The following is a 25,872-nucleotide window of genomic DNA, read 5'->3' as shown; positions in this document are numbered from 1 at the left end:
GCGACCGCGTGTCGTCCGGGAGGCTCAGTCGAGGAGTGTGGCGAGCTCCACGTGCTCCAGGCCGTGTGCCTCCGCCACCTCGCGGTAAACCACCTTGCCGTCATGGGTGTTGAGCCCCTGCGCGAGCGCGGCGTCCCGGCGCAGCGCCTCCACCCAGCCCCGGTCGGCGAGTTCGACGATGTAGGGCAGCGTGGCGTTGGTGAGCGCGTACGTGGAGGTGTTGGGGACCGCGCCGGGCATGTTGGCGACGCAGTAGAAGACCGAGCCGTGGACCGGGAAGGTCGGTTCGGCGTGGGTGGTCGGGCGGGAGTCCTCGAAGCAGCCGCCCTGGTCGATCGCGATGTCGACAAGGACACTTCCGGGCTTCATGCGGGACACCAGCTCATTGGTGACCAGCTTCGGCGCCTTGGCGCCGGGGATGAGGACGGCGCCGATGACGAGATCGGCCTCGAGGCAGGCCTTCTCCAGCTCGAAGGCGTTGGAGACGACGGTCTGGATCTTCGTACCGAAGATCTTGTCGGCTTCCTTGAGCTTGTTGATGTCCTTGTCGAGCAGGGTCACGTGGAAGCCCATGCCGATGGCGATCTGCGCCGCGTTCCAGCCGGAGACGCCGCCGCCGATGACGACCGCCTTCCCGGCCGGTACGCCCGGGACACCGCCGGGCAGCACTCCGCGGCCGCCGCCCGCCCGCATCAGGTGGTAGGCGCCGACCTGCGGGGCGAGCCGGCCCGCGACCTCGGACATGGGCGCGAGCAGCGGCAGCGCGCGGCTCGGGAGCTCGACGGTCTCGTATGCGATCGCCGTGGTGCCGGACTCCAGGAGGGCGTCCGTGCACTCCTTGGACGCGGCCAGGTGCAGGTAGGTGAAGAGCGTCTGGTCCTTGCGGAGGCGGTGGTACTCCTCGGCGATGGGCTCCTTGACCTTCAGCAGCAGGTCGGCGGTGGCCCACACCTCGTCGGCCGTGTCCAGGATGCGCGCCCCCGCGGCCACGTACTCGGCGTCCGTGATGGACGAGCCGACACCGGCGTTTCGTTCGACGACGACCTGGTGGCCATGGCGCACCAACTCGTGCACGCCGGCGGGGGTGATGGCCACCCGGAACTCGTTGTTCTTGACCTCGCGGGGGATGCCGACCTTCACGTCGATCACGGTCCTTGGCTCAGAGGGTGTGGGCACAGCAATACATACCCGGATACAAGGGGTACACCGGGATACACCGCGGGAGAAGGTGCGGCAGAGCCAGTCTAATGAAGGTGTTCCCGCTGTCTAGCCTTTCAATGCATCAATCTTCAGCGGATGCACTGCGGATTTCGCAGGTGTTAGGTCTGTGTTCCAGTCGTTTCCCGGTCCGGATCCCGCTCCCGGTCCCCGTCCGCCGGGCTCTCCGCCAGGAGGCGTTCGGCCTCGCCTCGGTGCAGTTGGGCGGCCACCGGGTCACCGAGGCGGTCCAGCGTGTCGGCCAGCCGCAGCCGGACCGCGGCCTGCAGCCGGACGTCCCCGGCGCGCCGCGCCCACTCCATCGCCTCCTCGCAGGTCCGCAGCGACTCCTCGGGCCGGCCCGCGTACTCCTGGACCCGTGCCAGCTCGCTCAACGCCCGTGCGTGGGCGGCCACATCACCGTTCTTGCGATGCCCCGCGGCCGCCGCCCGCCAGGCCCGCTGCGCCTCGCCGTAGCGGCCCGCGTAGGTGTGCGCGCCGGCGATACGGCCGTACAGCCGGGCGGCGTCCGCGCGCTCGTCGCGTGCCAGGCGCTGGGCGAGGGCCCGGCCGAACCAGTCGGCCGCCCGGTCGTAGTCCCCGAGCTCCAGGTGCGCACCGCCTACGGATTCCATCGCGCGGCCGGTGGCGTACGGGTCGTTCGCCTCGCGTCCGGCGTCCAGCGCGGCCCGGTAGCGCACCAGAGCCTCGGCGGTGCGCCCGGTCCTGGCGTCGACGTCGGCCAGGTTCAGCAGCGCGGCGGCCCTCTCCCGGGGCAGGTCCCGGCGTTCGGCGACGTCGAGGACCAGCTGATGGACGCCGTACAGGTCGGGGGCGGCCTCCTGGGTGCCGAAGTGCGCGACCATCGCCCGCACCAGCTGGGACATCAGCCGACGGGCCAGCGTGTCCAGCTCGCCGTCGGCGACGGCCGCCCGGGCGGCGGCGAGCAGGGCGGGGCGGCGGGCGCGCAGCCAGTCGGCGGCGGCGCGCTCGTCGGCGAAGCGCAGGGCGCGGGGGGTGCTCTGGAGCTTCTCGCGGGCCTGGGGGTTGTCCCGTTCGGCGACGGCCCGGCAGGACTGCAGCAGCCGTACCGTCCGCTCCAGCATGCGTGCGCGGGCCAGTTGCAGTTCGGCGGGGCGCTCATGGGCCTCTGCGGCGGCGCGCAGCAGGGGGTGGAGGCAGCCGGGGACCTCGTACTGGGGCAGCGGGGAGTCCGACGCCCGCAGCAGGCCGAGGGCGGTGAGGTCGTCCAGGGCGGTGCGGGCGGCGCCGAGCGAGCAGCCCGCCAGGGCGGACGCGGTGTGCGGGTCGACCAGTCCGGCGGGGGCGAGGGAGAGCAGGCGCAGGGTGCGGGCGGCGGGGGCGGGCAGCGCGGCGTGGGCGAGCCGGAAGACGCGGCCGAGCGGGGTTCCCGCGGTGTCCTCGACGCTCTCCGTGTGGAGCTGTTTGGCGAGGTCGGAGACGGCCGCCTGCGGGCGGGCGGCGAGCCAGCCGCCCGCCAGCACCAGCGCGGCAGGCTGGCCCTGGCAGGCCTCGACGAGGCCCTCCGCGGCGCGCGGGTCGACGGTGATGCGGACCGAGCCGGTGTAGCGGGTCAGCAGTTCGAGGGCGGACTTGGTGTCCAGTCCGCCCAGGGTGCAGGGGCGGACGTCCGAGATGCCGGTGAGGGGGCCCGCGGAGACGGCGACGAGCAGGCACTCGGGGGTGTCCGGCAGCAGCGCGTCGACCTGCTCGGCGCTGGCCGCGTCGTCCAGCAGGATCAGCGCTCGCCGGCCGGCGAGCGCCTCGCGCAGGGTGGCCGAGAGGTCGTCCTCGCCGGCGCCGGCCGGGGCCGGTACGTCCAGGGCGGTGAGCAGTTCGCGGGCGGCGTGCTCGACGGGGACGGGGGTGCCGTCGCTCTCGCCGAGGCGGGCGCGCAGCACACCGTCGCGGTAGCGGCCGGCGACCTGCCGTACGAGCTCCTCGGCGAGCGCCGTACGCCCGGAGCCGGGCCGGCCGGCGATCAGCAGCACGCGCGCGCGGGGGGCCTTCTTCCCGGTCAGGGTGTCGAGGCCGGTGCGTTCGATGTCGGCGCGCAGTTCCTTCAACTCCCGGGTACGGCCCAGGAAACGGCCCGGTGTCGCAGCGTCCGACGACACCTGCACGCCGCCTGTGTCCACTGCCTGATCCGCCACGGGCCACACTCCCGTCCCACGCACACGCCGGCCCGCCGGGACTCCGGATCGGGCGATTCCAGAGCCTAGTTCACGCTCTGCGACGTTCCGGGCGGAGCACGGCGGGCATGGCCGGGACGTCCCCCGATCGGATCAGGCGATCGTCACACCGCAGACGTCCCCGAGTGGGCTCAGATCTCGAACGGTCGCGCCGGCCACGGCGCCTGAGCCGGACGCAGCGCGTCGACGCCGTCCCCGGCGCGCGCGGCGACCAGCGACAGCACGCCCACGACGAGGCAGGTGTTGTGCACCGCGCCGCCCAGGACGGCCCGGACGAGTTCGTCGACGGGCACGCGCGTGTGCTCCATGTCCGCCTCCTCGTCCTCCACCTCGAAGCGCTGCCCGTCCGCCTCGGACAGCCCCCGCGCGAGGAAGACCCGTACGGCCTCGTCGCAGCCGCCGGGGGTCGTGTACACGTCGGTCAGCACCCGCCAGTCCTCGGCCTTGACGTGCGCCTCCTCGTACAGCTCGCGCTGCGCGGCGTGCAGCGGGTTCTCGCCGGGCACGTCGAGCAGACCGGCCGGGATCTCCCACAGCTTGTGCCGCACGGGGTGGCGGTACTGCTTGATGAGCAGGACCCGGTCCTCGTCGTCGAGGGCGAGGACGGCGACCGATCCGGGGTGGACCTGGTAGTCGCGGCGGACGACGCTCCCGTCGGGCATGACCACCTCATCCGTGCGGACGGAGGTCTTGTTGCCCACGAACGGGGTCTCCGTGGACCGGATCTCCCACGCCTCGGGGGTGTCCTTGATCGTCATGCCCTGTCCTTCCACACGTACGAAAGCCGGGGTGCGCTCCGTTGAAGGTTTGCACCCCGGCCACCGTAACAACGGGTGTGTCACTCGGAATTCTTCTGCGCGTCCGCCGCCCGCTGACGCTCGACGGAGGCCTCCACCAGGCCCGCGAACAGCGGGTGCGGACGCGTCGGCCGCGAGCGCAGCTCCGGGTGGGCCTGCGTGGCGACCAGGTAGGGGTGGACGTCACGCGGGTACTCGACGTACTCGACGAGCTTGCCGTCCGGCGAGGTGCCGGAGAACAGGATGCCCGCCTTCTTCTCCAGCTCGGCGCGGTAGGCGTTGTTCACCTCGTACCGGTGACGGTGCCGCTCCTCGACGTATTCCTTGCCGTCGTACACCTCGCGGACGATGGAGCCCTCCGCCAGCTTGGCCGGATACATGCCCAGGCGCATCGTTCCTCCCATGTCGCCCTCGCCCGCCACGATGTCGAGCTGCTCGGCCATGGTGGAGATCACGGGGTGGCCGGTGGCCGGGTCGAACTCGGTGGAGTTCGCGTCGCCGATGTCGGCGAGGTTGCGGGCCGCCTCGATCACGATGCACTGCAGCCCCAGGCAGAGACCGAGGAGCGGGATCCTGTTCTCACGGGCGTAGCGGATCGCGCCGACCTTGCCGAGCACCCCGCGGTCGCCGAAGCCGCCCGGGATGCAGATGCCGTCCACGTCCTCGAGCTGCGCCCTGGCGCCCGCCGGGGTCTTGCAGTCGTCGGAGGTGACCCACTTGATCTTCACGCGGGCCTTGTTGGCGAAGCCGCCGGCGCGCAGCGCCTCGGTGACCGAGAGGTAGGCGTCGGGCAGGTCGATGTACTTGCCGACCAGGGCGAGGGTGATCTCGTGGTCGGGGTTGTGGACCCGGTCGAGCAGGTCGTCCCAGGTGGTCCAGTCCACATCGCGGAAGGGCAGGTCCAGCTTGCGGACCACGTAGGCGTCCAGGCCCTCGCCGTGCACGGTCTTCGGGATGTCGTAGATGGAGCGCGCGTCCGGGCAGGCCACCACGGCGGCCTCGTCGACGTCGCACATCAGCGAGATCTTGCGCTTGATCGCGGTCGGCACCTCGCGGTCGCAGCGCAGCACGATCGCGTCCGGCTGGATACCGATGTTCCGCAGGGCGGCCACGGAGTGCTGGGTGGGCTTGGTCTTCAGCTCGCCGGAGGGGCCGATGTAGGGCAGGAGCGAGATGTGCACCACGAAGACGTTGTCCCGGCCGACCTCGTGCCGGACCTGGCGGACGGTCTCCAGGAAGGGCAGCGACTCGATGTCGCCGACCGTGCCGCCGACCTCGGTGATCACCACGTCGACCTCGTCGGTCGCCATCCGGCGGATGCGGTGCTTGATCTCGTTGGTGATGTGCGGGATGACCTGCACGGTGTCGCCCAGGTACTCGCCGCGCCGCTCCTTGGCGATCACCGTCGAGTAGATCTGGCCCGTGGTGACGTTGGCGCTGCCGTCCAAGTCACGGTCGAGGAAGCGCTCGTAGTGTCCGATGTCGAGGTCGGTCTCGGCACCGTCGTTGGTGACGAACACCTCACCGTGCTGGAAGGGGTTCATCGTGCCCGGGTCGACGTTCAGGTACGGGTCGAGCTTCTGCATCACGACGCGCAGGCCCCGGGCCTTGAGCAGCATGCCGAGGCTGGAGGCCGTCAGGCCCTTGCCGAGCGAGGAGGCGACACCCCCGGTGACGAAGATGTGCTTGGTCGTCGTGGCTTTGCTGTTTCGGAAAGCAGCGGGCGGCATGGCCAAGAGGGGGCTCCCGTGGTCGCGGTCTGGGGTGCGGTGCGGCCGCCGGTCCGGATCTCCCGGAGGTGCCGTCGCTGCGGTTCGGGGGTTTCGAGCCCACCGGTCCACGGGCTACCAGGGTATCAGCGCCTCACGGGGATGGCTCCCGGCCACGCTCCGCGCACACACCGACACCGGCGCGCACCATCCGCGCGCACCGGGCAGACTGCTCTTACGGGCTTCTCACCAGTGGCTCACCCGTTCGGCGTACCCGCGTTGCCCGGAGCGACACACAGATCATCTACGTGCGTCGTATCCTGCTCGGACACTCGCTGCCGAGCCCGGCCGGCAAGACGGCACACCCCAGCCCGTATCCCACCGGAACAACGAGAGCTCGTCAGTTCGTTGAGCAACAATTGGCGTTTTGCCCATCCGGCGGAGCGACTGCTTTGCTTTATCGCTCAACGACGCATGACAAAGACCCCTTGACCGCACTAGCGACAGCCCCCCGTTCGCGTGGGGGTGACGTGGCCGTTCGACTGGAGTTGCACGTGGCCGGGCGCATCGAAGACTACGCACTCATCGGAGACATGCAGACCGCTGCCCTGGTCTGCCGTGACGGGACAGTGGACTGGCTGTGCCTGCCCCGCTTCGACTCGCACGCGATCTTCGCAGGCCTGCTCGGCACAGAGGAACACGGGTTCTGGCGCCTCGGCCCCGCGCACGCCTCCGACGCCCCGCCGCCGACCGCGGCCCGGCGCACCTACCGCGGCGACTCGCTGATCCTGGAGTCCGAGTGGGACACCCCGCGCGGCACGGTCCGGGTGACCGACTTCATGCCCCCGCGCGACGGCGCGCCGCAGCTGATCCGCATCGTCGAGGGCGTCTCGGGCCGTGTCCCGATGCGCTCCGCCCTGCGGATGCGCTTCTCCTACGGCCGGGTGGTCCCCTGGGTGCACAAGCACGAGGGGCGCACGGTCGCCGTCGCGGGCCCGGACTCGGTGTGGTTCGACACGACCGCCGAGACCTACGGGAAGTCACTGACGACGTACGCGGACTTCACGGTCGCCCCCGGGGACCGCATCGCGTTCACGGTCTCCTGGGAGCCCTCGCACAAGCAGCCGCCGCCGCTGCCGGAGCCGGAGGCCTCGCTGGAGGCGACGGAGGAGTTCTGGCGGGAGTGGGTCGAGCACTGCACGTACCACGGCCCCTACCGCGAGGCGGTGATCCGCTCCCTGATCACCCTCAAGGCCCTCACCTACGCCCCGACCGGCGGCATCGTCGCCGCCCCCACCACCTCGCTGCCCGAGGACATCGGCGGCGTCCGCAACTGGGACTACCGCTACACCTGGCTGCGTGACGCGGCGATCACCCTGTCCTCGCTGCTGCGCACCGGCTACCGCGAGGAGGCCCGCGCCTGGCGCGAGTGGCTGCTGCGGGCGGTCGCCGGCGACCCGGAGAACCTGCAGATCATGTACGGCATCGCGGGCGAGCGCGAGCTCGGCGAGGCCGAGCTGGACTGGCTGCCGGGCTACGAGAACTCCGCCCCGGTCCGGGTCGGCAACGGCGCGGCGCACCAGCTCCAGCTGGACGTCTACGGCGAGGTCACCGAGGCCCTGCACCTCGGCCACATGACGGGCCTGGCCCGCAACGACTACGCCTCCCTCCTCCAGCTGAAGCTGATCCGCTACCTGGAGCGGCACTGGGACGAGCCGGACGAGGGCATCTGGGAGGTGCGCGGTCCGCGCCGCCACTTCGTGCACTCCAAGGTCATGGCCTGGGTCGCCGTCGACCGCACGATCAAGCTCATCGAGTCCGGCGACGCCGACGGCCCGCTGGAGCGGTGGCGCGAGCTGCGCGACGACATCCACCGGGACGTGTGCGAGAAGGGCTACGACAAGGAACGCAACACCTTCACGCAGTCGTACGGCTCGAAGGAACTGGACGCGTCGCTGCTGCTGATCCCGCAGATGGGCTTCCTGCCTCCGGACGACAAGCGGGTGATCGGCACCATCGAGGCGATCCAGCGCGAGCTGTCCACCCCGGACGGCTTCATCCTGCGCTACCCGACCTCGGGCGGCGACGAGGGCGTGGACGGCCTCCCCGGTGACGAGGGCGCCTTCCTGGCCTGCTCGTTCTGGATGGCGGACGACCTCGCGATGATCGGCCGCGTGGACGAGGCCCGCAAGCTGTTCGAGAAGCTGCTGTCCCTGCGCAACGACCTCGGTCTGCTCGCCGAGGAGTGGGACCCGCGCCTCAAGCGCCAGGTCGGCAACTTCCCGCAGGCCTTCAGCCACGTCCCGCTGATCGACACGGCCCTGCGCCTGACGGCGTCCGGAGCATACGGCGGCTGACGGGAAGGCTGAACAGGAAGGCCCGGCCGGGCCCGCCTAGGCTGGGAAGGTCCAAGCCCCTGCAGGAAGGGGGCGCCTCATGGCCTCCCCATCGAAAGCGGGCGCGGCCCTCTCCGCGCTGCGCGAAAGTCTGGTCGGCGACGTGTTCGCCCCGGGGGACGCGGGCTACGACGAGGCCCGGACCGTGTTCAACGCGATGATCGACCGGCGTCCGGCGGTGATCGCCCAGTGCGTGGACGCGGACGACGTCGTGACGACCGTGCGCTTCGCCCGTGACCTGGACCTGCCGGTCGCGGTGCGCGGCGGCGGGCACAGCGTGGCGGGCAGCGCGCTGGGCGACGGGGCCGTGGTGGCCGATCTGCGGCACATGCGTGCGGTCGCCGTCGATCCGGCGGCCCAGGCCGTACGGATCGCGGGCGGCGCCACGATGAGCGACCTGGACCGTGCCTGCGAGCCGCACGGCCTCGCCACGACCGGCGGCCGGGCCTCCACGACGGGCGTCGGCGGCTTCGTCCTGGGCGGCGGCACCGGCTGGCTGGACCGCTGCTTCGGCCTCGCCGTCGACAACCTGCTCGGCGCGGAGCTGGTCACCGCCGACGGCGAGCGGGTCCACGCGAGCGCCGACGAACACCCCGACCTGTTCTGGGCGCTGCACGGCGGCGGCGGCAACTTCGGCATCGCCACCTCGCTCACGCTGAAGCTGTACGAGCTGCCCCGGTTCTCCATCGCGCTGCTGCTGTACCAGCCGGAGTTCGGCCGCGAGGTCGCCCGCACCTACCGCGACGTGATCACGGCGGGCCCGGACGAGGCGAGCGGCGCGGTCATCTATCTCACCGGCCCGCCCGAGGAGTTCATCCCGCCGCACCTGGTCGGCTCACTGCTGTGCGGGGCGCTGCTGACGTACGCCGGCCCGGAGGAGGACCTGCGCAAGCTGGCCGAGCCGCTGCTCGCGCTGCCGCACGAGGCGGAGATCATGGGCGCCATGCCGTACGCCGACGTGCAGTGCATGCTGGACGATCCGCCGGGGATGCGGAACTACTGGTCCGCGGAGTACCTGACGGGCGCCCCCGACGACTTCCTGGACGTCTACTGCTCCCGCGGGGAGAACCTGCCCGTGCCGACCGGCACCCTGCACGCGCTGTTCCCGCAAGGAGGCGCGATCGGCACCGGCCCGCACGAGTACCCCGTGCCCTACCGGGACGCGCCCTGGGCCGTGCACCCCTTCGGTCTCTGGGAGGACCCGGCCGACGACGAGCGCTGCATCCGGTGGGTGCGGGACGTCCGCGCCGGCGCCCGGCCGTGGAGCACCGGCGCGGTGTACCTGAACTTCATCGGCGACGAGGGCGCCGACCGGGTCGTGGCGGGCCTGGGCACCGAGAACACCCGCCGTCTCGGCGAGGTGAAGCGCCGCTACGACCCCGACAACGTGTTCCGCTTCAACCACAACATCAGGCCGGCCTGAGCGCCGTCAGCGTCCGCTCCCCCGCCGGATCGCCGTCCGTGGCCGGGACGAGGGCGATCTCGTCGAGCCCGGCCTCGGCGTAGGCGTCGATCCGTCGTCGTACGGTGGCCCGGTCGCCCACCAGTCCCACGACGGCGGCTGCCTCCGGCGGCAGGGCACGGACCAGGGCCTCCCGGCCGGCACCGGTGGCGGCGAGCTCGACGGCCTTCCCGAACCCCGCTTCGGCGAACACCTCGCGGTACCCGGGCACGGTCAGATACCCGGCGATGCTCCCCAGCACCTGGGTGAGCGACTCCGGCGCCGGGTCGACGGCGGCAGGCAGCCAGGCGGCGAGGACGGGCGGCCTGCGCCCCGCCCGCTCGGCCGCCGTGCCCAGCCTGCCGCGCAGCACGCGCACCTGTTCGGGCGAGACCACGTCGAGCAGCATCCGGTCCGCGTGCGCGGCGGCCGCGGCGACCGCACGGTCCCCGAACGCGGCGACGGTGAGCGGCCCGCCGGGCGGCGGGAGGCGGCGCCGGAAGGTGCTCCCGCGGACGACCGGCTCCCCCGGCGCGCCGCGCAGCAGGATTCGTACGGCCGCGGCGGTCTCGGCGAGCACGGCGGCGGGGCGCACTCTCTCCCGCCCGTGCACTCCCTCCACCACCCGCCGGCTGGAGGTGCCCAGCGCGACGCCGACCGTCCTGCCGGTGACGGCGGCCACCGAGGCGGCGCCCCGCGCGATGGTCAGGGGGTCGCGCACCGACACCGGGACGGGCCCGGCGGTGAGCGCGGCGCGTTCGGTGACCCGCCCGAGGGCGGCTGCCAGCACGAACGAGTCCCAGGTCGGCCCCTCCCCCGCCCACACCTCCCGGTATCCGAGCCGGTCGGCGAGCGCCGCCACCCTGAGCGGCTCCTCGACCGGACTGTCGTCCTCACGGGCAACGGCGACCACACTGAAGTCCATGGCCGGCGGCTACCCGTCCGGCGCCCGCGCACGCCGGAGGAGATGTTGCCGGCCCGTCCGCGCAGGTAGCGTCCGGTGCATGGACAGCAGTACGGACCGCCGTTTCGACAGCAGGGGCGCCGGCATCACCGTCCAGCGCGCGCTGGAGCTGCCCGGCCTGCGCAGCGGGCTGCCGGAGGTCCTCGCGGGCGCCGAGCGGCTGGGGCGGACGGTGCGCTGGGTGCACGCCGGTGAGGTCCCGCACATCGCCTCCCTGCTCAAGGGCGGCGAGCTGCTGCTGACCACGGGCTACGGCCTCGGCACCCGTCCGGCCGAGCAGCGGGCGTTCGTGCGCACCCTGGCCGAGCGGGGCATCGCGGCCCTGGTGATCGAGCTGGGACCGCGCTTCGCCCGGCTCCCCGCGGCCCTGGTGGACACCGCCAGGGCGACCGGTCTGCCGCTGGTCCAACTGCACCGCGAGGTGCCGTTCGTGACGGTCACTGAGGAGATCCACACCGAGATCGTCAACGGCCACTACGCGCTGCTCCAGCGCGCGGAGGAGGTGCACCGCCGCTGCACGGAGGCTGTCCTCGGCGGCGGCGGGATCCCGCAGGTCCTCGGCATCCTGGCGGACTTCGGCGGCAATCCGGTGTTCCTGGAGACGACGGACGGGCTGCTGCTGTACGCGGCCGGGGAAGGACCTCAGGGCGCGGATCCGCTCCAGGTGTGGGAGGGGCTGCGCGGCCCGCACAAGGACGCGCCGCCGCCGGCCGGTTCGGTGCTGGTGGACGTGCCCGGGGGCGGGCCGGGGACGGGTTCGGTGCGCGCCCGGCTCGCGCTGCTGCCCGTGCGCGCCCCGCTCTCCCCGGTGCACCGGATCGCCGCCGAGCGGGCGGCCGGGATCCTGGCCGTGGTGCTGATGCAGGCCCGCCAGGAGGAGGAGTTGGCGGCGCGCGGCCGGGGCGACTTCCTGACCGACCTCGCCGAGGGCCGTGTCGCCGCCGAGGACGCCCCGGCGCAGGCGCGGGTGCTCGGCTTCAAGCCCGGGGAGAGCCCGCTCCTGCCGGTCGTGATGCGGCTGGGCGACGCCCTCGTCCCCGGCGGGGGCTGGGCGGTGCTGGCGCGGGCGGTCGCGGAGGAGCTGGCCTCGGTGGGTGTGCCGGTGCTGCTGGGTGTCCGGCCCGTGGAGGGTCGGGTCCCCCTGCTCCTCGGTCTGCGGTCGGGGTCGGAGCGCGCGGCGGTGGCGGACCGGGTCGCGGCGGCGCTGCGGGCAGGGGTGGAGCGGGCCGGGATGCGGCGGCCGGGGGCCCCGCCGCCGGTGGTGGTGGTCGGGGTGGCGGGCGGCTGGGCGGCGGCCTCGGCGGGCCTCAGGCACGCGGCGGAGACGGCGACCGCCGCCCAGGGCCTGACCGACCGCCCCTGGTACGACGCGCGCCGGCTCGACATCGACCTCCTGCTGTGGCGGCTGCGCGACCACCCGGACCTGGCGGCCTTCGTGGACCGCGCGATCGGTCCCGTCCGCGACCACGACCAGCGCCACAAACCGCCCCTGCTGCCCACCCTGGAGTCCTACCTGGCGCACGCCGGCCGCAAGGCGGAGACGGCCCGCGAGCTGCACCTCAACCGCCAGACCCTCTACAACCGCCTCGCCCGCATCGGCGAGTTGCTGGGCACGGATCTGGACGACCCGCAGACGGTCCTGGCCCTGAGCCTGGCGCTGCGGGCCCGCCGGCACGTGCCGTGAGGGCGGCTCAGATCATCGGCCGGGGCTGGGTCAGCTCGTCGTAGACGCTGAGGACCTGGGCGACCGTCTCGTCCTCGGTGGGCCAGGTGGACGTCTGCCGGGTGCCCGCGTCCCGCAGCCGCTCGCACCGGTCCTGGTCGTCGAGCAGGCGGACGACGGCGGCGGCGAAGGCCTGCGGATCGTCGGGCGGGACGAGTTCGGCGGCGTCCCCGACGAGTTCCCGGACGCCGCCTGCGCGGACGGCGACGAGCGGGACGCGCGCGTGGAGGGCCTCCTGCGCCAGGACCGAGCGGGACTCCTCGCCGCCCGGCAGCAGTGCGAGGTCCGCGGCGGCGAGCAGGGCGGGGACGTCGTCCCTGAGCCCCAGGAGCCGTACCGGCAGTTCCTCGTCCTCGATACGGCGCTGGAGTGCCGCCCGGTGCGGCCCCTCCCCGGCGACGACGACCAGCGGGACGGGGTCCAGACGGCACCAGACATGCGCGGCGTCCAGCAGCAGGTCGTAGCCCCGGTGGCGGTCCAGTGACCCGACGGCCATGAGCAACGGGCGGCCGACCGCGCCGAGTTCGGCCCGCAGCTTGGAGTGCGGCGGCTCGGCGTCCTCGGGATCGTCCGTGGGCCGGCGCGCGGGCAGCGCGACGGCTGCGAGGCGGGCGTCGCGGGCTCCCGTCCGGCGCGCCCGGTCGACGAGGCCGGAGGTGGTCCCGAGCACCACGGCGGAAGCCTTCGCCACCCGCCGCTCCAGCAGCCGCAGCAGATGGGCCCGGGCCCCTTCGGCGCGGGCACGGTTGTGCCAGGTGACGACCAGCGGGGTATCGCGTCCGCCGAGCGCGAGCACGGCCCGGAAGGAGGCGTGCAGGCCGTGCGCGTGGACCAGGTCGGCGTCCGTGCAGGCCGCGCGCAGGGCCGCCACCGAGCCCGGGTCGCTGCTGCGGGGCACGTGCACGTGTTCGGCGCCGGCGCCCGCGAAGTCGTAGCGGCGCTCGGCCTCGCCAGGGGCGCACACCGTCACCCGCACGCCCCGGGCGACGAGCCCGGCGGCCAGCGAACGCACATGCGCGCTGCTGCCGGCGTCGCCGCCGCCCAGCACCTGCACGGTGCGCAGCGGCGTCTGGCCGTGCGGTGAGTGGCTGCTCACGTGGCCGGGGCTCCTGGTTCGGCATCGGACGGTCACGGGGAAACGTACCGAAGGACCGGATGGATGGGTGTACCACCGGGTTCCTCACGTACTGCACCCAAGGATGCCAGCACGTACGGGTGTTCCGTGCCGCCGAGTCCCCGGGTACCCGGCTGCAGGGCGCTATGCGTCACCCACACGGGTGAAGGAAGTCGGGGTTCCGTTCGATTGGCGGAGTCCTGGCCTCGCGACCTCGCCGCAGACCGGGGTCTCCGCCGCCGTGGCCACGAACCAGCCGAACCCCGGCAGTGTCGAGGCCCGAGGGAGCGGCCCGCCGCTACCCGTCCGCCCGGGCCGTCGCCAGCAGTTCCTCCGCGTGCGCCCGGGCCGTCTCGGAGTCCTCCTGGCCGGCGAGCATCCGGGACAGCTCCCGGATCCGTTCCTCACCCTCCAGCACCTTCACCCCGGACCGGGTCACCGACCCGTCGTCGGTCTTCTCCACCAGCAGCTGCCGGTCGGCGAAGGCCGCGACCTGCGGAAGATGGGTGACCACCACGACCTGAGCGGACTTCGCCAGCTTCGCGAGCCGCCGCCCGATCTCCACCGCAGCCTTGCCGCCGACACCCGCGTCGACCTCGTCGAAGAGGTACGTCGGCACCGGATCCGTCCCCGCGAACACGACCTCCACGGCGAGCATCACGCGCGACAGCTCACCACCGGACGCGCCCTTGGCGATGGGCCGGGGCGGCGCGCCCGGATGCGGCGCGAGCAGCAGCTCCACCTCGTCGGCACCGGACGGCCCGTAGGCGACGGTGCGTCCGCCGACCTCCACGCCCTCCGGGTCCTCGGTCTGCCGGATCGCGAACGACACGCGCGCGTGGGGCATCGCCAGCGACGCCAGCTCGGCGGTCACCGCGGCGGCGAACCGCTCGGCGGCCTCCGTGCGCGCGTCCGTCAGGGCCTGTGCGAGCCCGCCCAGTTCGGTACGCAGCGCGTCCCGCTCGGCGGTCAGCTCGTCGAGCCGCTCGTCGTCGCCGTCCAGCTCGGTCAGCCGGGCCGCGCTCTGCTCGGCCCACGCCAGAACGGCGTTCACGTCAGGGCCGTACTTCCGGGTGAGCGCGGTCAGCGCGGCCCGCCGCTCCTCCACCGCCGCCAGCCGCAGCGGATCGGCGTCGAGGTCGTCGGCGTATCCGGCGAGCTCGCCCGCCACATCGCCGAGCAGGATCCCGATCTCCCCGATCCGGTCGGCCAGCGCGGCCAGCGCGGGATCGTAGGACCGGACGGCCTCCAGGGCCCGCTGGGCGCCCGCCACCAGGGTCGCGGCGTCGATGCCCTCGGGATCCTCCGGATTGCCCGCCATCGCGGCGTGCGCGGCCGTGGCGGCCGACGACAGCGCCTCCGCGTGCCCGAGCCGCTCCGCCTCCTCCGCCAGCTCCACGTCCTCCCCGGCGCGCGGCTCGACGCCGGCCACCTCGTCGAGGCCGTAGCGCAGCATGTCGGCCTCCTGGGCCCGCTCACGCGCGCGCGTGACGATGTCGTCCAGCTCCGCGGCCACGGCCCGCAGCCGCCGGTACGCCTCCGCGTACTTGGCGAGCGGCACGGCGACGGCGTCCCCGGCGTACCGGTCGAGCGCCTGCCGCTGCCGGGACAGCTTCAGCAGCCCCTGCTGGTCGGTCTGCCCGTGCACGGCGACCAGTTCGTCGGCGAGCTCGGCCAGCACGCCCACGGGCACGCTCCGCCCGCCGACGTGCGCCCGCGACCGCCCCTCGGCGGAAACGGTACGGCTGATGAGCAGCGCCCCGTCGTCGAGCTCCGCCCCGGCCTCCTCGGCCCGTACCGCAGCCGAGCCGCCCGAGGGCAGGGCGATCCGCCCCTCCACGACCGCCCGCTCGGCACCGATCCGCACGAGCGCGGGGTCGGCCCGCCCGCCGAGCAGCAGCCCGAGGCTGGTCACGACCATGGTCTTGCCCGCGCCCGTCTCACCCGTGACGGCGGTGAAGCCGGGCGACAGCTCGACCACCGCGTCGTCGATGACTCCGAGCGACCGTATCCGCATCTCCTCCAACACGGACAAGACCTTACGAGGTCCGGGGCGGCGAGTGCGAGGCACCCTGTCACCCGGGCGAGTGGACGTCCCTAGTGACGAGCCCCCCGCCACCCGGAAACGGGCAGCGCGAACTTCGCCACCAGCCGGTCGGTGAACGAAGCATGATGCAGTCGGGCCAGCCGTACCGGAACGGCCCCCCGCCGCACCTCCACCCGGGCCCCCGCGGGCAGATCGAAGGTCCGCCGCCCGTCGCACCACAGCACCCCGGGCGGAATGTGCGGCAGCAGCTCCACGGCGAGCACCGAGTTCGGCGAGGTCACCAGCGGCTTCGCGAACAGCGCGTGCGCACTGATCGGCACCATCAACAGCGCCTCGACCTCGGGCCACACCACCGGCCCGCCGGCGGAGAACGCGTACGCGGTGGACCCGGTGGGCGTGGACAGGACGATCCCGTCGCATCCGAACCCGGTCACCGGCCGCCCGTCGATCTCCAGCACCACTTCGAGCAGTTTCTCGGCACCGGCCTTCTGCACCGCCGCCTCGTTCAGCGCCCAGTCCGTGTGCACGATGTCCCCGTTGCGGTGCACGACGACATCGACGGTCATCCGCTCCTCGACCTCGTACGACTTCGACACGACCCGGTCGACGACCTTGTCGAGGTCGTCGCGCTCGGCCTCGGCGAGGAAGCCGACGCTCCCGAGGTTGACGCCGAGCATCGGCACCCCGGACGCGCGGGCGAACTCCGCGCCGCGCAGCAGCGTCCCGTCACCGCCGAGGACGATGAGCAGCTCGCACCCCTCCAGGCAGTCCGGGGTGGCCTCGGCGACGAGCTCCACCTCGTCCGGCACATGCAGGTCGGACGCCTCGTACTCCAGGACACGCACCCCGATGCCCTCGCGCAGCAGGCCCTTCACCACCAGTTCCGCACTGCGGATCGCGGCGGGCCGGCCCGTGTGGGCGAGCAGGAAAACAGTACGAGCTCGGTTCGGTGTCAACGCGGCCCCTCCGCAACTGCACGATCGACGTCGGCCGGGTCCAGGGCAGGCGCCCCGGCCCGGAGCCACAGAAAGTACTCGACATTGCCCGAGGGCCCGGGCAGCGGACTGGCGGTGACACCCTGCACCCCGAGCCCCAGCTCCCACGCCTTCCCGGCGACGCCGCGCACCGCCTCGGCCCGCAGCTCGGGACTGCGCACGACGCCCCCGCTGCCGAGCCGTTCCTTCCCCACCTCGAACTGCGGCTTGACCATCATCACCAGATCCGCGTCCGGCTTGGTGCACCGCGCCAGAGCCGGCAGCACCAGCCCGAGCGGAATGAAGGACAAGTCCCCCACGACAAGATCCACAGGCTCCCCATCGATCGCTTCAAGCGTCAACTCGCGTACGTTCGTACGGTCCTTGACGGTGACGCGTTCATCGCTCTGCAGAGACCAGGCGAGTTGTCCGTATCCGACGTCCACGGCCACGACGTGCGCGGCTCCCGCCCGCAGCAGCACGTCCGTGAAACCGCCGGTCGACGCCCCGGCGTCCAGCGCCCGACGCCCCGCCACCACGAGCCCCGACGGCCCGAAGACCTCGAGCGCCCCGGCGAGCTTGTGGCCGCCCCGGGACACGTAGTCGGGGTCGTTGTCGTCGACGGCGACGACGATCGCGGCGGCCGTCTCCACCTGGGTGGCGGGCTTGGTCGCCACGGCCTTGCCCACGGTGACCCGGCCCGCGGCGATCAGCTGCCCGGCATGCTCACGCGAGCGCGCGAGCTTACGGCGGACCAGCTCCGCGTCCAGACGGCGACGTGCGACTCCTGCCACGTTCGGTTCAGCTCCTACTGCTGTACGGCGAGGGGGGCGCCGGAGGTCCCGGGCGGGCGTCGAGCGCGGTGAGCGCGTCGCGCAGCCCCCGGTGCACATCCTCGTACACCTCGAGGTGCCCGTCGGTGGCGAGGTGGTCGGCGTCGGCCAGCCGGTCCAGCTGGGCGTCGACCCCGGCGTCACCGGTGGGTGTGCGGGGGACCGCGAGCGGCGCGGGGGCGGCGGGATCGTACTCCGGTTCCTCCGCCGGGCTCTCCGGCTCCGGCACTGTGTCGCTCATGGGCAGACGCTACCCCGAACCCCTGGGGTACCGTCGATCACGATGGCCACGATCGAGGAGTGCCGTGCGGCACTCGAGAAGCTCTCGGACAACATGCAGCGCGCCGAAGGGGACGTCCGCACCGCCACGTCCCTGGACCGCTCGGTGAGCTGCCGGATCACCGACCTGGACATCACGTTCACCGGCCGTATGACGGGCGGGCGGATCGTGGTGCACGACACCCTGCAGGGCCCTCCCCGGGAGAAGGCCCAGATCAGGCTGACCATGACCGGCGACGACCTGGTCGCGCTGGTCGCCGGCGAGCTGAACTTCGCGAAGGCGTGGGGTTCGGGCCGGGTGAAACTGGAGGCGGGCCTCAGGGACCTGTTCCAGCTCAGGAAGCTTCTGTAGCGACCGCCCGCCTGCCCCGCGCCCGTGCCTGGCGGGCCGCCGGCACCACCAGCGGTGTCCCCGTCTCCGGATCGTCGATGATCTGGCAGCGCAGTCCGAAGACCTCCTCGACCAGTTCGGCCGTGACGACGTCGGCCGGCGCGCCCTGCGCGACGATCTCGCCGCCCTTCAGCGCGATGAGATGGCTGGCGTACCGGGCCGCGTGGTTGAGGTCGTGCAGCACGGCGACAAGGGTGCGGCCCTGCTCCTCGTGCAGTTCGGCACACAGGTCGAGGACGTCGATCTGGTGCTGGATGTCGAGGTAGGTCGTCGGCTCGTCGAGCAGCAGCAGCGGGGTCTGCTGGGCGAGGGCCATCGCGATCCACACACGCTGCCGCTGGCCGCCGGACAGCTCGTCGACGTAGCGCTCGGCCAGCTCGGCGACCCCCGTCCGGCTCATCGCCTCCTGCACGACCCGCTCGTCCTCTGCCGACCACTGCCGCAGGATCCCCTGGTGCGGGTAACGGCCGCGGCCCACCAGGTCGGCGACGGTGATCCCGTCCGGCGCGATCGACGACTGCGGCAGCAGACCGAGCGTGCGCGCGACCTTCTTGGCGGGCATCGACTGGATGACCTGACCGTCGAGAAGCACCCGCCCCCGGGACGGCTTCAGCATCCGCGACAGCGCCCGCAGCAGCGTCGACTTGCCGCACGCGTTGGGGCCGACGATCACCGTGAAGGAGTTGTCGGGGATCTCCACCGACAACTGTTCGGTGATGACCCGCTGGTCGTAGGCGAGGGTCACGTTCTCGGCGGACAGGCGGTTCACGGTGCTCCTTCGGTTGTTCTGGTCGGCCGAGCCGCTCATATCCGGCCCGCCTTGCGCTCGGTGACGAGGAGCCACAGCAGGTAGACCCCGCCCAGCACGCCGGTCACCACGCCCACGGGCAGCTGTCCGTCGCCGAAGAGCCGCTGCGAGGCCCAGTCGGCGGTGACCAGCAGGGCCGCGCCCATGCACAGGGACGGCACGAGGTTCGGCCCGGGCGACCGGGTGAGCCGCCGGGCGAGCTGCGGCGCGGTGAGCGCCACGAAACTGACGGGGCCCGCGGCGGCGGTGGCGGCCGCGGTGAGCAGGACGGCCGACACCATCAGCACCAGCCGTACGCGCTCCACCCGCACCCCGAGCGCCTGGGAGACGTCGTCGCCCATCTCCATCATCCGCAGCCCGCGCGCGTTGCCGAGGACCAGCGGTACGAGCACGCAGACCAGGACGAGCAGCGGCCAGACCTGCTTCCAGTCCCGCCCGTCGAGGGTCCCGGTCATCCAGACGACGGCCCGGGCCGTGTCCACGAAGTCGGCCTTGGTGATCAGATAGCCGTTGACCGCCGTCGCGACGGCCGACAGACCGATGCCGACCAGCACCAGCCGATAACCGTGCACACCCTGCTTCCACGCCAGCAGATGGATCGCGGCCCCGGTCACCAGCCCGCCCACCAGGGCCCCGACGGTGACCTGGGTGGTGCTCCCGGAGAACAGCACGATCATCACGAGCGCCCCGGCCGTCGCCCCCTGCCCGAGGCCGAGCACGTCCGGGCTGCCCAGCGGGTTGCGCGAGACGGCCTGGAACAACGCGCCGCCCAGGCCGAGCGAGGCACCGACCAGCAGCCCGACGAGGACCCGCGGCAGCCGCAGGTCGTTGACGACGAGCTCCTGACCGGGGTTGCCCTCGCCGAACAGCGTCTTCAGTACGTCCCCCGCCGAGATCGGGAAGTCGCCGGTGCCGATCAGCACGACGCTCGCGGCGAACGCGGCGCCCAGCAGCGTCACGACGACGACCAGCGCCCGTACGTCCAGCCGGACCGACAGCCCGCCGGCCTTTGCGATCCTCACAGCCTTGGTGGTCCTCACACCCTTGGTGGTCCTCACAGCTGGGCCGTCCTCCGGCGTCGTACGAGAAAGATGAAGACCGGGCCGCCGATGATCGCGGTGATGATGCCGACCTGGACCTCCGACGGCCGGGCGACGACCCGGCCGATCACATCGGAGCCGAGCAGCAGCACCGGCGACAGGACCGCCGCGTACGGCATGATCCAGCGCAGGTCGGGGCCGGTGAAGGAGCGCACGATGTGCGGGACCATCAGCCCGACGAACACGATCGGCCCACAGGCGGCGGTCGCGGACCCGCACAGCACGGTGGCGGCGAGCATGGCCAGCGCCCGGGTCCGGTTGAGGTTCGCGCCCAGCGCCCTGGCCGTGTCGTCGCCCATCTCCACGGCGTTCAGCGGCCGGGCCAGAGCGAGGGCGAGGAGCGTGCCCGCGACGAGGAACGGCAGCACCTGCCAGATCGTCTCGTCGGTCGCCGAGGACAACGAACCGACCGTCCAGAACCGCATCCTGGCGAGCGCCGCGTCATCCAAGATCATCACGGCCTGGAGGTAGCCGTAGAGCGCGGCACTGATCGCGGTGCCGGCGAGCGCGAGCCGTACGGGTGTGGCCGCCCGGCTGCCGCCCAGGAACCAGACCAGCGCGCCGACCGCGGCCGCCCCCAGGAACGCGAACCACACATACCCGCTCAGGCTCGTCACCCCGAGGAACGTGATCGCGGTGACGACGGCGGCCGAGGCACCGGCGTTGATGCCGAGCAGCCCCGGATCTGCGAGCGGGTTGCGCGTCAGCGCCTGGAGCACGGCTCCGGACAACCCCAGCGCGGCACCGACGAGCAGGCCGAGCACGGTCCGCGACAGCCGCTCGTCGACGACGACGTCCGCATACGTCCCCGAATCCGCGAACAGCCCGTGCCACACCTGGGCGACGGACAGTTCCTTCGCCCCGACGGCGATGCTCGCCACCGCCACCAGCGCGAGCACCGCCACGGCGACGAACAGTCCGAGCGAACGGATCGCCCGGCGGGCTGGGGGCGCGGAGGCGCTCTCCGCGCGCTGTCCGGGAACACTGTCGACCAACACCCAGTTAGGTTAGCCTACCCTCTCTGGAACTTTGATCCCTGGTCAGGGCCTCACAGCCCCAGCCGTGCCAGCGCCTTCCCCCCGTCCAGCTCGCAACTCCCCTCCCCGGCCGCCGTCCAGGCCGCCGCACACAGCGCCCGCAGCCCGTCCAGCGCCTCACCGTCGCCCGCCAGCTCCAGCCGCTCCTCACCGGCGGTCGCGGTCCAGCCACCGCACCGGAACCCCTCCCCGGCCTCGCTCACCTCCGGCTGTCCGGTGAGCAGCCCGCGCAGATCGGCGTCCACATACGTCGGCCGGTGCTGCGGCGGCGCGGCGAGCAGCTGCGCGCCGTCGGTGACACCGGTGAGGACGAGCAGTGAGTCCACCTCCCCGTTGAACGCCCCCTCGATGTCGGTGTCCAGCCGGTCGCCGACCACCAACGGCCGCTCCGCGCCCGTCCGCAGGATCGTCTCCCGGTGCATCGGCGGCAGCGGCTTGCCCGCCACCTGCGGCTCGGCCCCCGTGGCTATCCGCACCACTTCCACCGCCGCGCCGTTGCCCGGCGCGATCCCCCGGCCGCTCGGAATCGTCAGGTCGGTGTTGGACGCGAACCACGGCACTCCACGCGCGACGGCGTACGAAGCCTCGGCGAACCTCCCCCACGGCAGGTCGGGCCCGCCGAACCCCTGCACCACGGCCGCCGGGTCGTCGTCCGCGGACTCCACCGGTGTGAGACCCCGCTCCCGCAGCGCGACCCGCAGCCCCTCCCCGCCGATCACCAGCACCCGCGCGCCCGCCGGAACCTGCTCGCTGATCAGCCGCGCGACCGCCTGGGCCGAGGTGATGACGTCATCCGCGCTCGTGGGGATCCCCAGCTCCGTCAGGTGCCCGGCCACGGTGTCCGGCGTCCGCAGCGCGTTGTTGGTCACGTACGCGAGGTGCATCCCGCCCGCACGGGCCGTGCCCAGCGACTCGACGGCGTGCACGATCGCGTTCCCGCCCGCGTACACCACGCCGTCCAGGTCGAGCAGCGCCGTGTCGTACGCGTCGCTCAGGGCCTGCCCACTGCCCTCGGGCCTCGTCCTGAAGCTCCGGCTCATTCCGCATCGCTCCTCGCTCGATCCGCTTTCCCCCGATCATCGCGCATGCCACTGACACCGGGACGTCCACACCTGCGCCCCGTACGATGCCGGGATGAACACTGCAGGTCACTCTGAGGCAACGGCGCCCCGAGGCCTGGAACTCACCCCGTTCCGAGGCCTGCGCTACGACCCCGACCGGGTCGGCAGCCTCGCCGCCGTCACCTCCCCGCCGTACGACGTCGTCGTCCGCCCCGACGGCCTGCACCAGCTCCAGGACTCGGACCCGCACAACATCGTCCGGCTGATCCTCCCTCAGGCCACCACCCCCAGCGCCCGCACGGAACAGGCCGCCGACGCCCTGCGCCGCTGGCTCGCCGAGGGCGTCCTCACGGTCGACCCCGAACCCGCCCTGTACGTCTACGAACAGCGGCACGCGGACGGCATGCTCCAGCGCGGCCTGATCGGCGCCCTGCGCGTCTCCGAGCCGTCGGAGGGAGTCGTCCTCCCCCACGAGGACGTCATACCGCCCGTGGTGGCGGAACGCGCGGCCCTCATGCGCGCCACATACGCCAACCTCGAACCGCTCCTCCTCACCTACCGGGGCAACGGCACCGCGGCGGAGATCGTGGACCGCACCGCCGAGGGCACCCCGCTCCTCGCCACCACCACCGAGGACGGCTACGGCCACCGCCTCTGGGCGATCACCGACCCCGCCGACCTGACCCGCGTCCAGGCGGACCTGGCCCACCACCAGGCCCTGATCGCCGACGGCCACCACCGCTGGGCCACCTACCTCCGGCTCCGCGCCGAACACCCCTCCCCCAGCCCCTGGGACCACGGTCTGGTCCTCCTGGTCGACACGGCCCGTTACCCCCTGCGGGTCCGCGCCATCCACCGTCTCCTGCACGGCCTGCCGGTGGCAGAGGCCCTCGCCGCGGTCGACGGCGCCTTCCGCGTCCGGCACCTGTCGGTCCCCCTCCCCGAGGCCCTGGAGGCTCTGGCGGACGCGGCCTGCGACGGCAACGCGTTCCTGCTGGCCGGCGACGGCGCCTTCCACCTCCTCGACCGCCCGGACCAGGCGCTCCTCGACCGTACGGTCCCCACGGACCGTCCGCCGGCCTGGCGCACCCTGGACGCCACGGTCCTGCACGCCACGCTCCTCGGCCATGTGTGGCACATCCCCGAGGACGACCCCACCCGCATCGCCTACATCCACGACACGGCCGCCACCGTGCGTAAGGCCGAACGCAGCGGCGCCACGGCGGTCCTCCTGCATCCCGTCCGCGAGGAGGTCGTCCGCGACCTCGCCCGCCAGGGCGTCACGATGCCCCGCAAGTCCACGTCCTTCGGTCCCAAACCGGCCTCCGGCCTGGTCCTGCGCGCCCTCGACCTCTGAACGCGGGAACCTGAGAACGCAAGAAGGGGCGGGCCCCGGCTTCCGCCCGGACCCGCCCCTTGTCTGCTGCCGACGTCAGTCCTCGACGTCGTCCTTGTCGTCGTCCTCCTGGTCGCCCTGGTCGCCCTGGTCGTCGCCCTGGTCGTCCTGGTCGTCGTTCGCCGACTCGGCGTCGGTCTCGTCCAGCGCGTCGACGAACTCCACCCCCTCCAGTTCGGCGAGCCGGTCGGAGGCGTCCGTGCTGCCGTCCCGGTCGGCCTCGACGGCCTTCGCGAACCACTCCCGCGCCTCGCCCTCACGCCCGGCGGCCAGCAGCGCGTCGGCGTAGGCGTACCGCAGCCGCGCGGTCCACGGCTGTACGGAGTTGGAGGCCAGCTCGGGGCTCTGCAGCGTCACGATGGCCGCGTCCAGCTGGTCCATGTCACGCCGGGCTCCCGCGGCGACGAGCCGCATCTCCACCTGGCCGGCCTTGTCGAGCTTGTGCACCTCGGGAGCACCGGCCATGTCCAGCGCCTTCTCCGGCCGCCCGAGCCCACGCTCGCAGTCGGCCATGACGGGCCACAGCTCCACCGAGCCGGTCATCCGCCGCGCCGCCCGGAACTCGGCCAGCGCCTCGGAGTACTTCTGGGTCGCGTAGGCGGCGAACCCGGCGGCCTCGCGTACGGCAGCGACCCGCGATGCCAGCCGCAGCGCCACCCTGCTGTATCCGTAGGCACCCTCGGGGTCCTCGTCGATCAGCCGCGCGACCATCACCAGGTTCTTCGCGACGTCTTCGGCGAGCGTCTTGGGCAGGCTCTGCAGCTCCTGCCGTACGTCCTTGTCGATCTCCTCGCCGGTGACGTCCTCCGGGATCGGCAGCCGCTTGATCGGCTCCCGGTCCCGGTCCCGCTCGTCACGGAACCGGCCACCACCGCGCCGGTCGTCGCCGCGGTACCCGCCACGGTCGTCACGCCGGTCGTCACGCCGGTCGTCCCCGCGGAACCCACCGGGCCGCCCGCCCCGGTCGTCACGACGGAACCCGCCCCGACCACCACGGTCGTCCCGTCGGTCGTCGCGGCGGAACGCCGGCCGGTCTCCGCGGTCGTCCCGGCGGAAGCCGCCGCGGTCCCCACGGTCCCGGTCGTCCCGACGCGGCCCGCGGTCGTCACGCTGGAAGGCAGGACGGGGACCACGATCGCCCTCACGACGGTCGTCGCGCCGACCGTGCCCACCACGGTTGTCGTCACGACGGAACCCGCCACGGTCATCGCCCGGCCGGTCGTCCCGACGGAAGGGAGGCCGGTCGTCCCGACGGTCGTCGCGACGGAAGGGAGGCCGGTGGTCACCGCGGTCGTCACGGCGGTCGTCACGGCGGTCGTCGCGACGGAAGGGAGGTCGTTGGTCGCCGCGGTCGTCACGCCGATCGTCCCGCCGGAACCCGCGGTCGTCGCCGCGGTATCCACCACGGTCGTCGCCTCGCCGGTCGTCACGCCGGTCGTCACGGCGGAACCCGCCGCGGTTGTCATCCCGCCGGAAGGCCGGGCGGTCGCCCCGGTCGTCCCGCCGGTCGTCACGCCGGAATCCACCGCGGTCACCGCGGTCACGATCGTCACGTCGGTCGTCCCGACGGTCATCGCGCCGGCCGTAACCACCGCCACCGCCACCACGGTTGTCATCGCGGCGGAACGCCGGCCGGTCTCCGCGGTCGTCCCGGCGGAAGCCGCCGCGGTCCCCACGGTCCCGGTCGTCCCGACGCGGCCCGCGGTCGTCACGCGGGCGGTCGTCACGCTGGAAGGCAGGACGGGGACCACGATCGCCCTCACCACGGTCGTCGCGCCGACCGTGCCCACCACGGTTGTCGTCACGACGGAACCCGCCACGGTCATCGCCTCGCCGGTCGTCCCGACGGTCGTCACGGCGGCCGTAACCACCGCCACCGCCACCACGGTTGTCATCGCGACGGAACGCCGGCCGGTCTCCGCGATCGCGGTCCCCGCGGTATCCGCCGCGATCGCCGCGGTCCCCACTGTCCCGTCGCCGCTGGTCGCGCTCCGGTCGGTCGTCGGGAGAGTTGGTGGACATCGGTGACTCCTGTCTTCGGTACACAAGCATTGTAAAAACGAAAGGACCCCTGGTCCCAGCTGAACGCTGGGACCAGGGGTCCTTCCAAAGATTGTTCGGCGGTGTCCTACTCTCCCACAGGGTCCCCCCTGCAGTACCATCGGCGCTGTAAGGCTTAGCTTCCGGGTTCGAAATGTAACCGGGCGTTTCCCTCACGCTATGACCACCGAAACCCTAATGGTTTCGAGCGAACAAGCACACTTTTCTGTTATGCGTTCTGCTCTAAGCCGGCAACGGTCGTTGCCTCAGAACTAACACAGTGGACGCGAGCAACTGAGGACAAGCCCTCGGCCTATTAGTACCGGTCACCTCCACACGTTACCGTGCTTCC

General features: G+C 72.8%; 21 protein-coding genes and 1 rRNA gene. 6 read left to right on the top strand and 16 right to left on the bottom strand.

Annotated elements, in window-relative coordinates:
• Positions 1–24 precede the first annotated feature (24 nt).
• The 4 genes from ald to pyrG all read right to left on the bottom strand — a co-directional run bounded on the left by ald (position 25) and on the right by pyrG (position 5,937).
• A complete protein-coding gene (gene ald / locus ABT057_RS43640) occupies positions 25–1,149 on the bottom strand; it encodes an alanine dehydrogenase (RefSeq protein WP_352349918.1) in 1,125 nt (374 codons plus the stop codon).
• Positions 1,150–1,319: 170 nt separating this feature from the next.
• Positions 1,320–3,371 carry a tetratricopeptide repeat protein gene (locus tag ABT057_RS43635; RefSeq protein WP_352349916.1) on the bottom strand — a complete coding sequence of 684 codons (2,052 nt, stop codon included), beginning with the start codon at positions 3,369–3,371 and terminating at the stop codon, positions 1,320–1,322.
• 170 nt (positions 3,372–3,541) lie between these two features.
• On the bottom strand, positions 3,542–4,168 hold the full coding sequence (locus tag ABT057_RS43630) for an NUDIX domain-containing protein (protein ID WP_352349914.1): 627 nt from the start codon (positions 4,166–4,168) through the stop codon (positions 3,542–3,544).
• A gap of 80 nt (positions 4,169–4,248) precedes the next feature.
• On the bottom strand, positions 4,249–5,937 hold the full coding sequence (gene pyrG / locus ABT057_RS43625) for a CTP synthase (RefSeq protein WP_352349912.1): 1,689 nt from the start codon (positions 5,935–5,937) through the stop codon (positions 4,249–4,251).
• A gap of 533 nt (positions 5,938–6,470) precedes the next feature.
• Here pyrG and ABT057_RS43620 point away from each other — a divergent pair.
• Both ABT057_RS43620 and ABT057_RS43615 read left to right on the top strand, forming a co-directional pair.
• Positions 6,471–8,273 carry a glycoside hydrolase family 15 protein gene (locus tag ABT057_RS43620; protein WP_352350000.1) on the top strand — a complete coding sequence of 601 codons (1,803 nt, stop codon included), beginning with the start codon at positions 6,471–6,473 and terminating at the stop codon, positions 8,271–8,273.
• 79 nt (positions 8,274–8,352) lie between these two features.
• Positions 8,353–9,735 (top strand): FAD-binding oxidoreductase, encoded by a 1,383-nt coding sequence (locus ABT057_RS43615; protein WP_352349910.1) that lies wholly within the window; start codon positions 8,353–8,355, stop codon positions 9,733–9,735.
• On the opposite strand, the gene ABT057_RS43610 is transcribed toward ABT057_RS43615, so the two are convergent.
• The gene (locus tag ABT057_RS43610) at positions 9,722–10,678 is read right to left on the bottom strand and encodes an LLM class F420-dependent oxidoreductase (protein ID WP_352349908.1); all 957 of its coding nucleotides are present in this window, start codon (positions 10,676–10,678) and stop codon (positions 9,722–9,724) included. The two genes, ABT057_RS43615 and ABT057_RS43610, sit on opposite strands and share 14 nt — an antisense overlap.
• Positions 10,679–10,757: 79 nt before the next feature.
• Here ABT057_RS43610 and ABT057_RS43605 point away from each other — a divergent pair, with 79 nt between their 5' ends.
• A complete protein-coding gene (locus ABT057_RS43605; RefSeq protein WP_352349906.1) occupies positions 10,758–12,401 on the top strand; it encodes a PucR family transcriptional regulator in 1,644 nt (547 codons plus the stop codon).
• 7 nt (positions 12,402–12,408) lie between these two features.
• Here the strand turns inward: ABT057_RS43605 and ABT057_RS43600 are convergent, their stop codons facing one another.
• From ABT057_RS43600 to ABT057_RS43580, 5 genes are all read right to left on the bottom strand, one after another.
• A complete protein-coding gene (locus ABT057_RS43600; RefSeq protein WP_352349904.1) occupies positions 12,409–13,536 on the bottom strand; it encodes a glycosyltransferase family 4 protein in 1,128 nt (375 codons plus the stop codon).
• A gap of 316 nt (positions 13,537–13,852) precedes the next feature.
• The gene (gene recN / locus ABT057_RS43595; protein WP_352349998.1) at positions 13,853–15,571 is read right to left on the bottom strand and encodes a DNA repair protein RecN; all 1,719 of its coding nucleotides are present in this window, start codon (positions 15,569–15,571) and stop codon (positions 13,853–13,855) included.
• An 80-nt stretch (positions 15,572–15,651) separates the two neighbouring features.
• On the bottom strand, positions 15,652–16,557 hold the full coding sequence (locus ABT057_RS43590) for an NAD kinase (protein ID WP_352349902.1): 906 nt from the start codon (positions 16,555–16,557) through the stop codon (positions 15,652–15,654).
• Positions 16,554–17,369, bottom strand: a complete 816-nt coding sequence (locus ABT057_RS43585) for a TlyA family RNA methyltransferase (protein ID WP_352349900.1) — start codon at positions 17,367–17,369, stop codon at positions 16,554–16,556. The genes ABT057_RS43590 and ABT057_RS43585 overlap by 4 nt, the downstream gene beginning before the upstream one ends.
• Positions 17,370–17,376: 7 nt before the next feature.
• Complete coding sequence (locus ABT057_RS43580; RefSeq protein WP_352349898.1) at positions 17,377–17,649, bottom strand: hypothetical protein; 273 nt, start codon at positions 17,647–17,649, stop codon at positions 17,377–17,379.
• Positions 17,650–17,691: 42 nt separating this feature from the next.
• Between ABT057_RS43580 and ABT057_RS43575 the strand changes: the two genes are divergently transcribed.
• Positions 17,692–18,039, top strand: a complete 348-nt coding sequence (locus ABT057_RS43575; RefSeq protein WP_352349896.1) for an SCP2 sterol-binding domain-containing protein — start codon at positions 17,692–17,694, stop codon at positions 18,037–18,039.
• Here the strand turns inward: ABT057_RS43575 and ABT057_RS43570 are convergent.
• From ABT057_RS43570 to ABT057_RS43555, 4 genes are read right to left on the bottom strand one after another with little or no spacing between them, the layout of a single operon-like run.
• The gene (locus ABT057_RS43570; RefSeq protein WP_352349894.1) at positions 18,023–18,886 is read right to left on the bottom strand and encodes an ABC transporter ATP-binding protein; all 864 of its coding nucleotides are present in this window, start codon (positions 18,884–18,886) and stop codon (positions 18,023–18,025) included. The genes ABT057_RS43575 and ABT057_RS43570 overlap by 17 nt on opposite strands.
• Positions 18,883–19,926 (bottom strand): FecCD family ABC transporter permease, encoded by a 1,044-nt coding sequence (locus ABT057_RS43565; protein WP_352349996.1) that lies wholly within the window; start codon positions 19,924–19,926, stop codon positions 18,883–18,885. Before ABT057_RS43565 ends, ABT057_RS43570 begins: the two co-directional genes overlap by 4 nt.
• Positions 19,927–19,940: 14 nt before the next feature.
• Positions 19,941–20,984, bottom strand: a complete 1,044-nt coding sequence (locus ABT057_RS43560; RefSeq protein ID WP_352349892.1) for a FecCD family ABC transporter permease — start codon at positions 20,982–20,984, stop codon at positions 19,941–19,943.
• Positions 20,985–21,034: 50 nt separating this feature from the next.
• Positions 21,035–22,063, bottom strand: coding sequence for an HAD hydrolase-like protein (locus ABT057_RS43555; RefSeq protein WP_352349891.1), 1,029 nt, complete (start codon positions 22,061–22,063; stop codon positions 21,035–21,037).
• A gap of 94 nt (positions 22,064–22,157) precedes the next feature.
• Between ABT057_RS43555 and ABT057_RS43550 the strand changes: the two genes are divergently transcribed.
• Positions 22,158–23,441, top strand: a complete 1,284-nt coding sequence (locus tag ABT057_RS43550; RefSeq protein WP_352349889.1) for a DUF1015 domain-containing protein — start codon at positions 22,158–22,160, stop codon at positions 23,439–23,441.
• A gap of 75 nt (positions 23,442–23,516) precedes the next feature.
• Here ABT057_RS43550 and ABT057_RS43545 read toward each other — a convergent pair whose 3' ends face one another.
• Positions 23,517–24,299, bottom strand: a complete 783-nt coding sequence (locus tag ABT057_RS43545) for a hypothetical protein (RefSeq protein WP_352349994.1) — start codon at positions 24,297–24,299, stop codon at positions 23,517–23,519.
• 345 nt (positions 24,300–24,644) lie between these two features.
• On the opposite strand from ABT057_RS43545, the gene ABT057_RS43540 reads away from it, so the two are divergent.
• Positions 24,645–25,508 carry a hypothetical protein gene (locus ABT057_RS43540; RefSeq protein WP_352350007.1) on the top strand — a complete coding sequence of 288 codons (864 nt, stop codon included), beginning with the start codon at positions 24,645–24,647 and terminating at the stop codon, positions 25,506–25,508.
• 87 nt (positions 25,509–25,595) lie between these two features.
• On the opposite strand, the gene rrf is transcribed toward ABT057_RS43540, so the two are convergent.
• Positions 25,596–25,712 (bottom strand): 5S ribosomal RNA (gene rrf, locus ABT057_RS43535).
• Positions 25,713–25,872 lie beyond the last annotated feature (160 nt).

It is taken from the genome of Streptomyces sp. NPDC002588 (genome assembly GCF_040295925.1).
Classification (GTDB): domain Bacteria; phylum Actinomycetota; class Actinomycetes; order Streptomycetales; family Streptomycetaceae; genus Streptomyces.
Note: the sequence above shows the minus strand (reverse complement) of the source record. Positions and strands in the feature narration are given on the sequence as shown.

What these genes read in the sequence shown, in the direction of transcription:
- ABT057_RS43550 (WP_352349889.1), top strand. Translation starts at nt 22,158, where the DNA reads ATGAACACTGCAGGTCACTCTGAGGCAACGGCGCCCCGAGGCCTGGAA.
- ABT057_RS43605 (WP_352349906.1), top strand. Translation starts at nt 10,758, where the DNA reads ATGGACAGCAGTACGGACCGCCGTTTCGACAGCAGGGGCGCCGGCATC.
- recN (WP_352349998.1), bottom strand. Translation starts at nt 15,571, where the DNA reads ATGCGGATACGGTCGCTCGGAGTCATCGACGACGCGGTGGTCGAGCTG.
- ABT057_RS43630 (WP_352349914.1), bottom strand. Translation starts at nt 4,168, where the DNA reads ATGACGATCAAGGACACCCCCGAGGCGTGGGAGATCCGGTCCACGGAG.
- ABT057_RS43615 (WP_352349910.1), top strand. Translation starts at nt 8,353, where the DNA reads ATGGCCTCCCCATCGAAAGCGGGCGCGGCCCTCTCCGCGCTGCGCGAA.
- ABT057_RS43555 (WP_352349891.1), bottom strand. Translation starts at nt 22,063, where the DNA reads ATGAGCCGGAGCTTCAGGACGAGGCCCGAGGGCAGTGGGCAGGCCCTG.
- ABT057_RS43580 (WP_352349898.1), bottom strand. Translation starts at nt 17,649, where the DNA reads ATGAGCGACACAGTGCCGGAGCCGGAGAGCCCGGCGGAGGAACCGGAG.
- ABT057_RS43610 (WP_352349908.1), bottom strand. Translation starts at nt 10,678, where the DNA reads ATGGACTTCAGTGTGGTCGCCGTTGCCCGTGAGGACGACAGTCCGGTC.
- ABT057_RS43570 (WP_352349894.1), bottom strand. Translation starts at nt 18,886, where the DNA reads ATGAGCGGCTCGGCCGACCAGAACAACCGAAGGAGCACCGTGAACCGC.
- pyrG (WP_352349912.1), bottom strand. Translation starts at nt 5,937, where the DNA reads ATGCCGCCCGCTGCTTTCCGAAACAGCAAAGCCACGACGACCAAGCAC.
- ABT057_RS43575 (WP_352349896.1), top strand. Translation starts at nt 17,692, where the DNA reads ATGGCCACGATCGAGGAGTGCCGTGCGGCACTCGAGAAGCTCTCGGAC.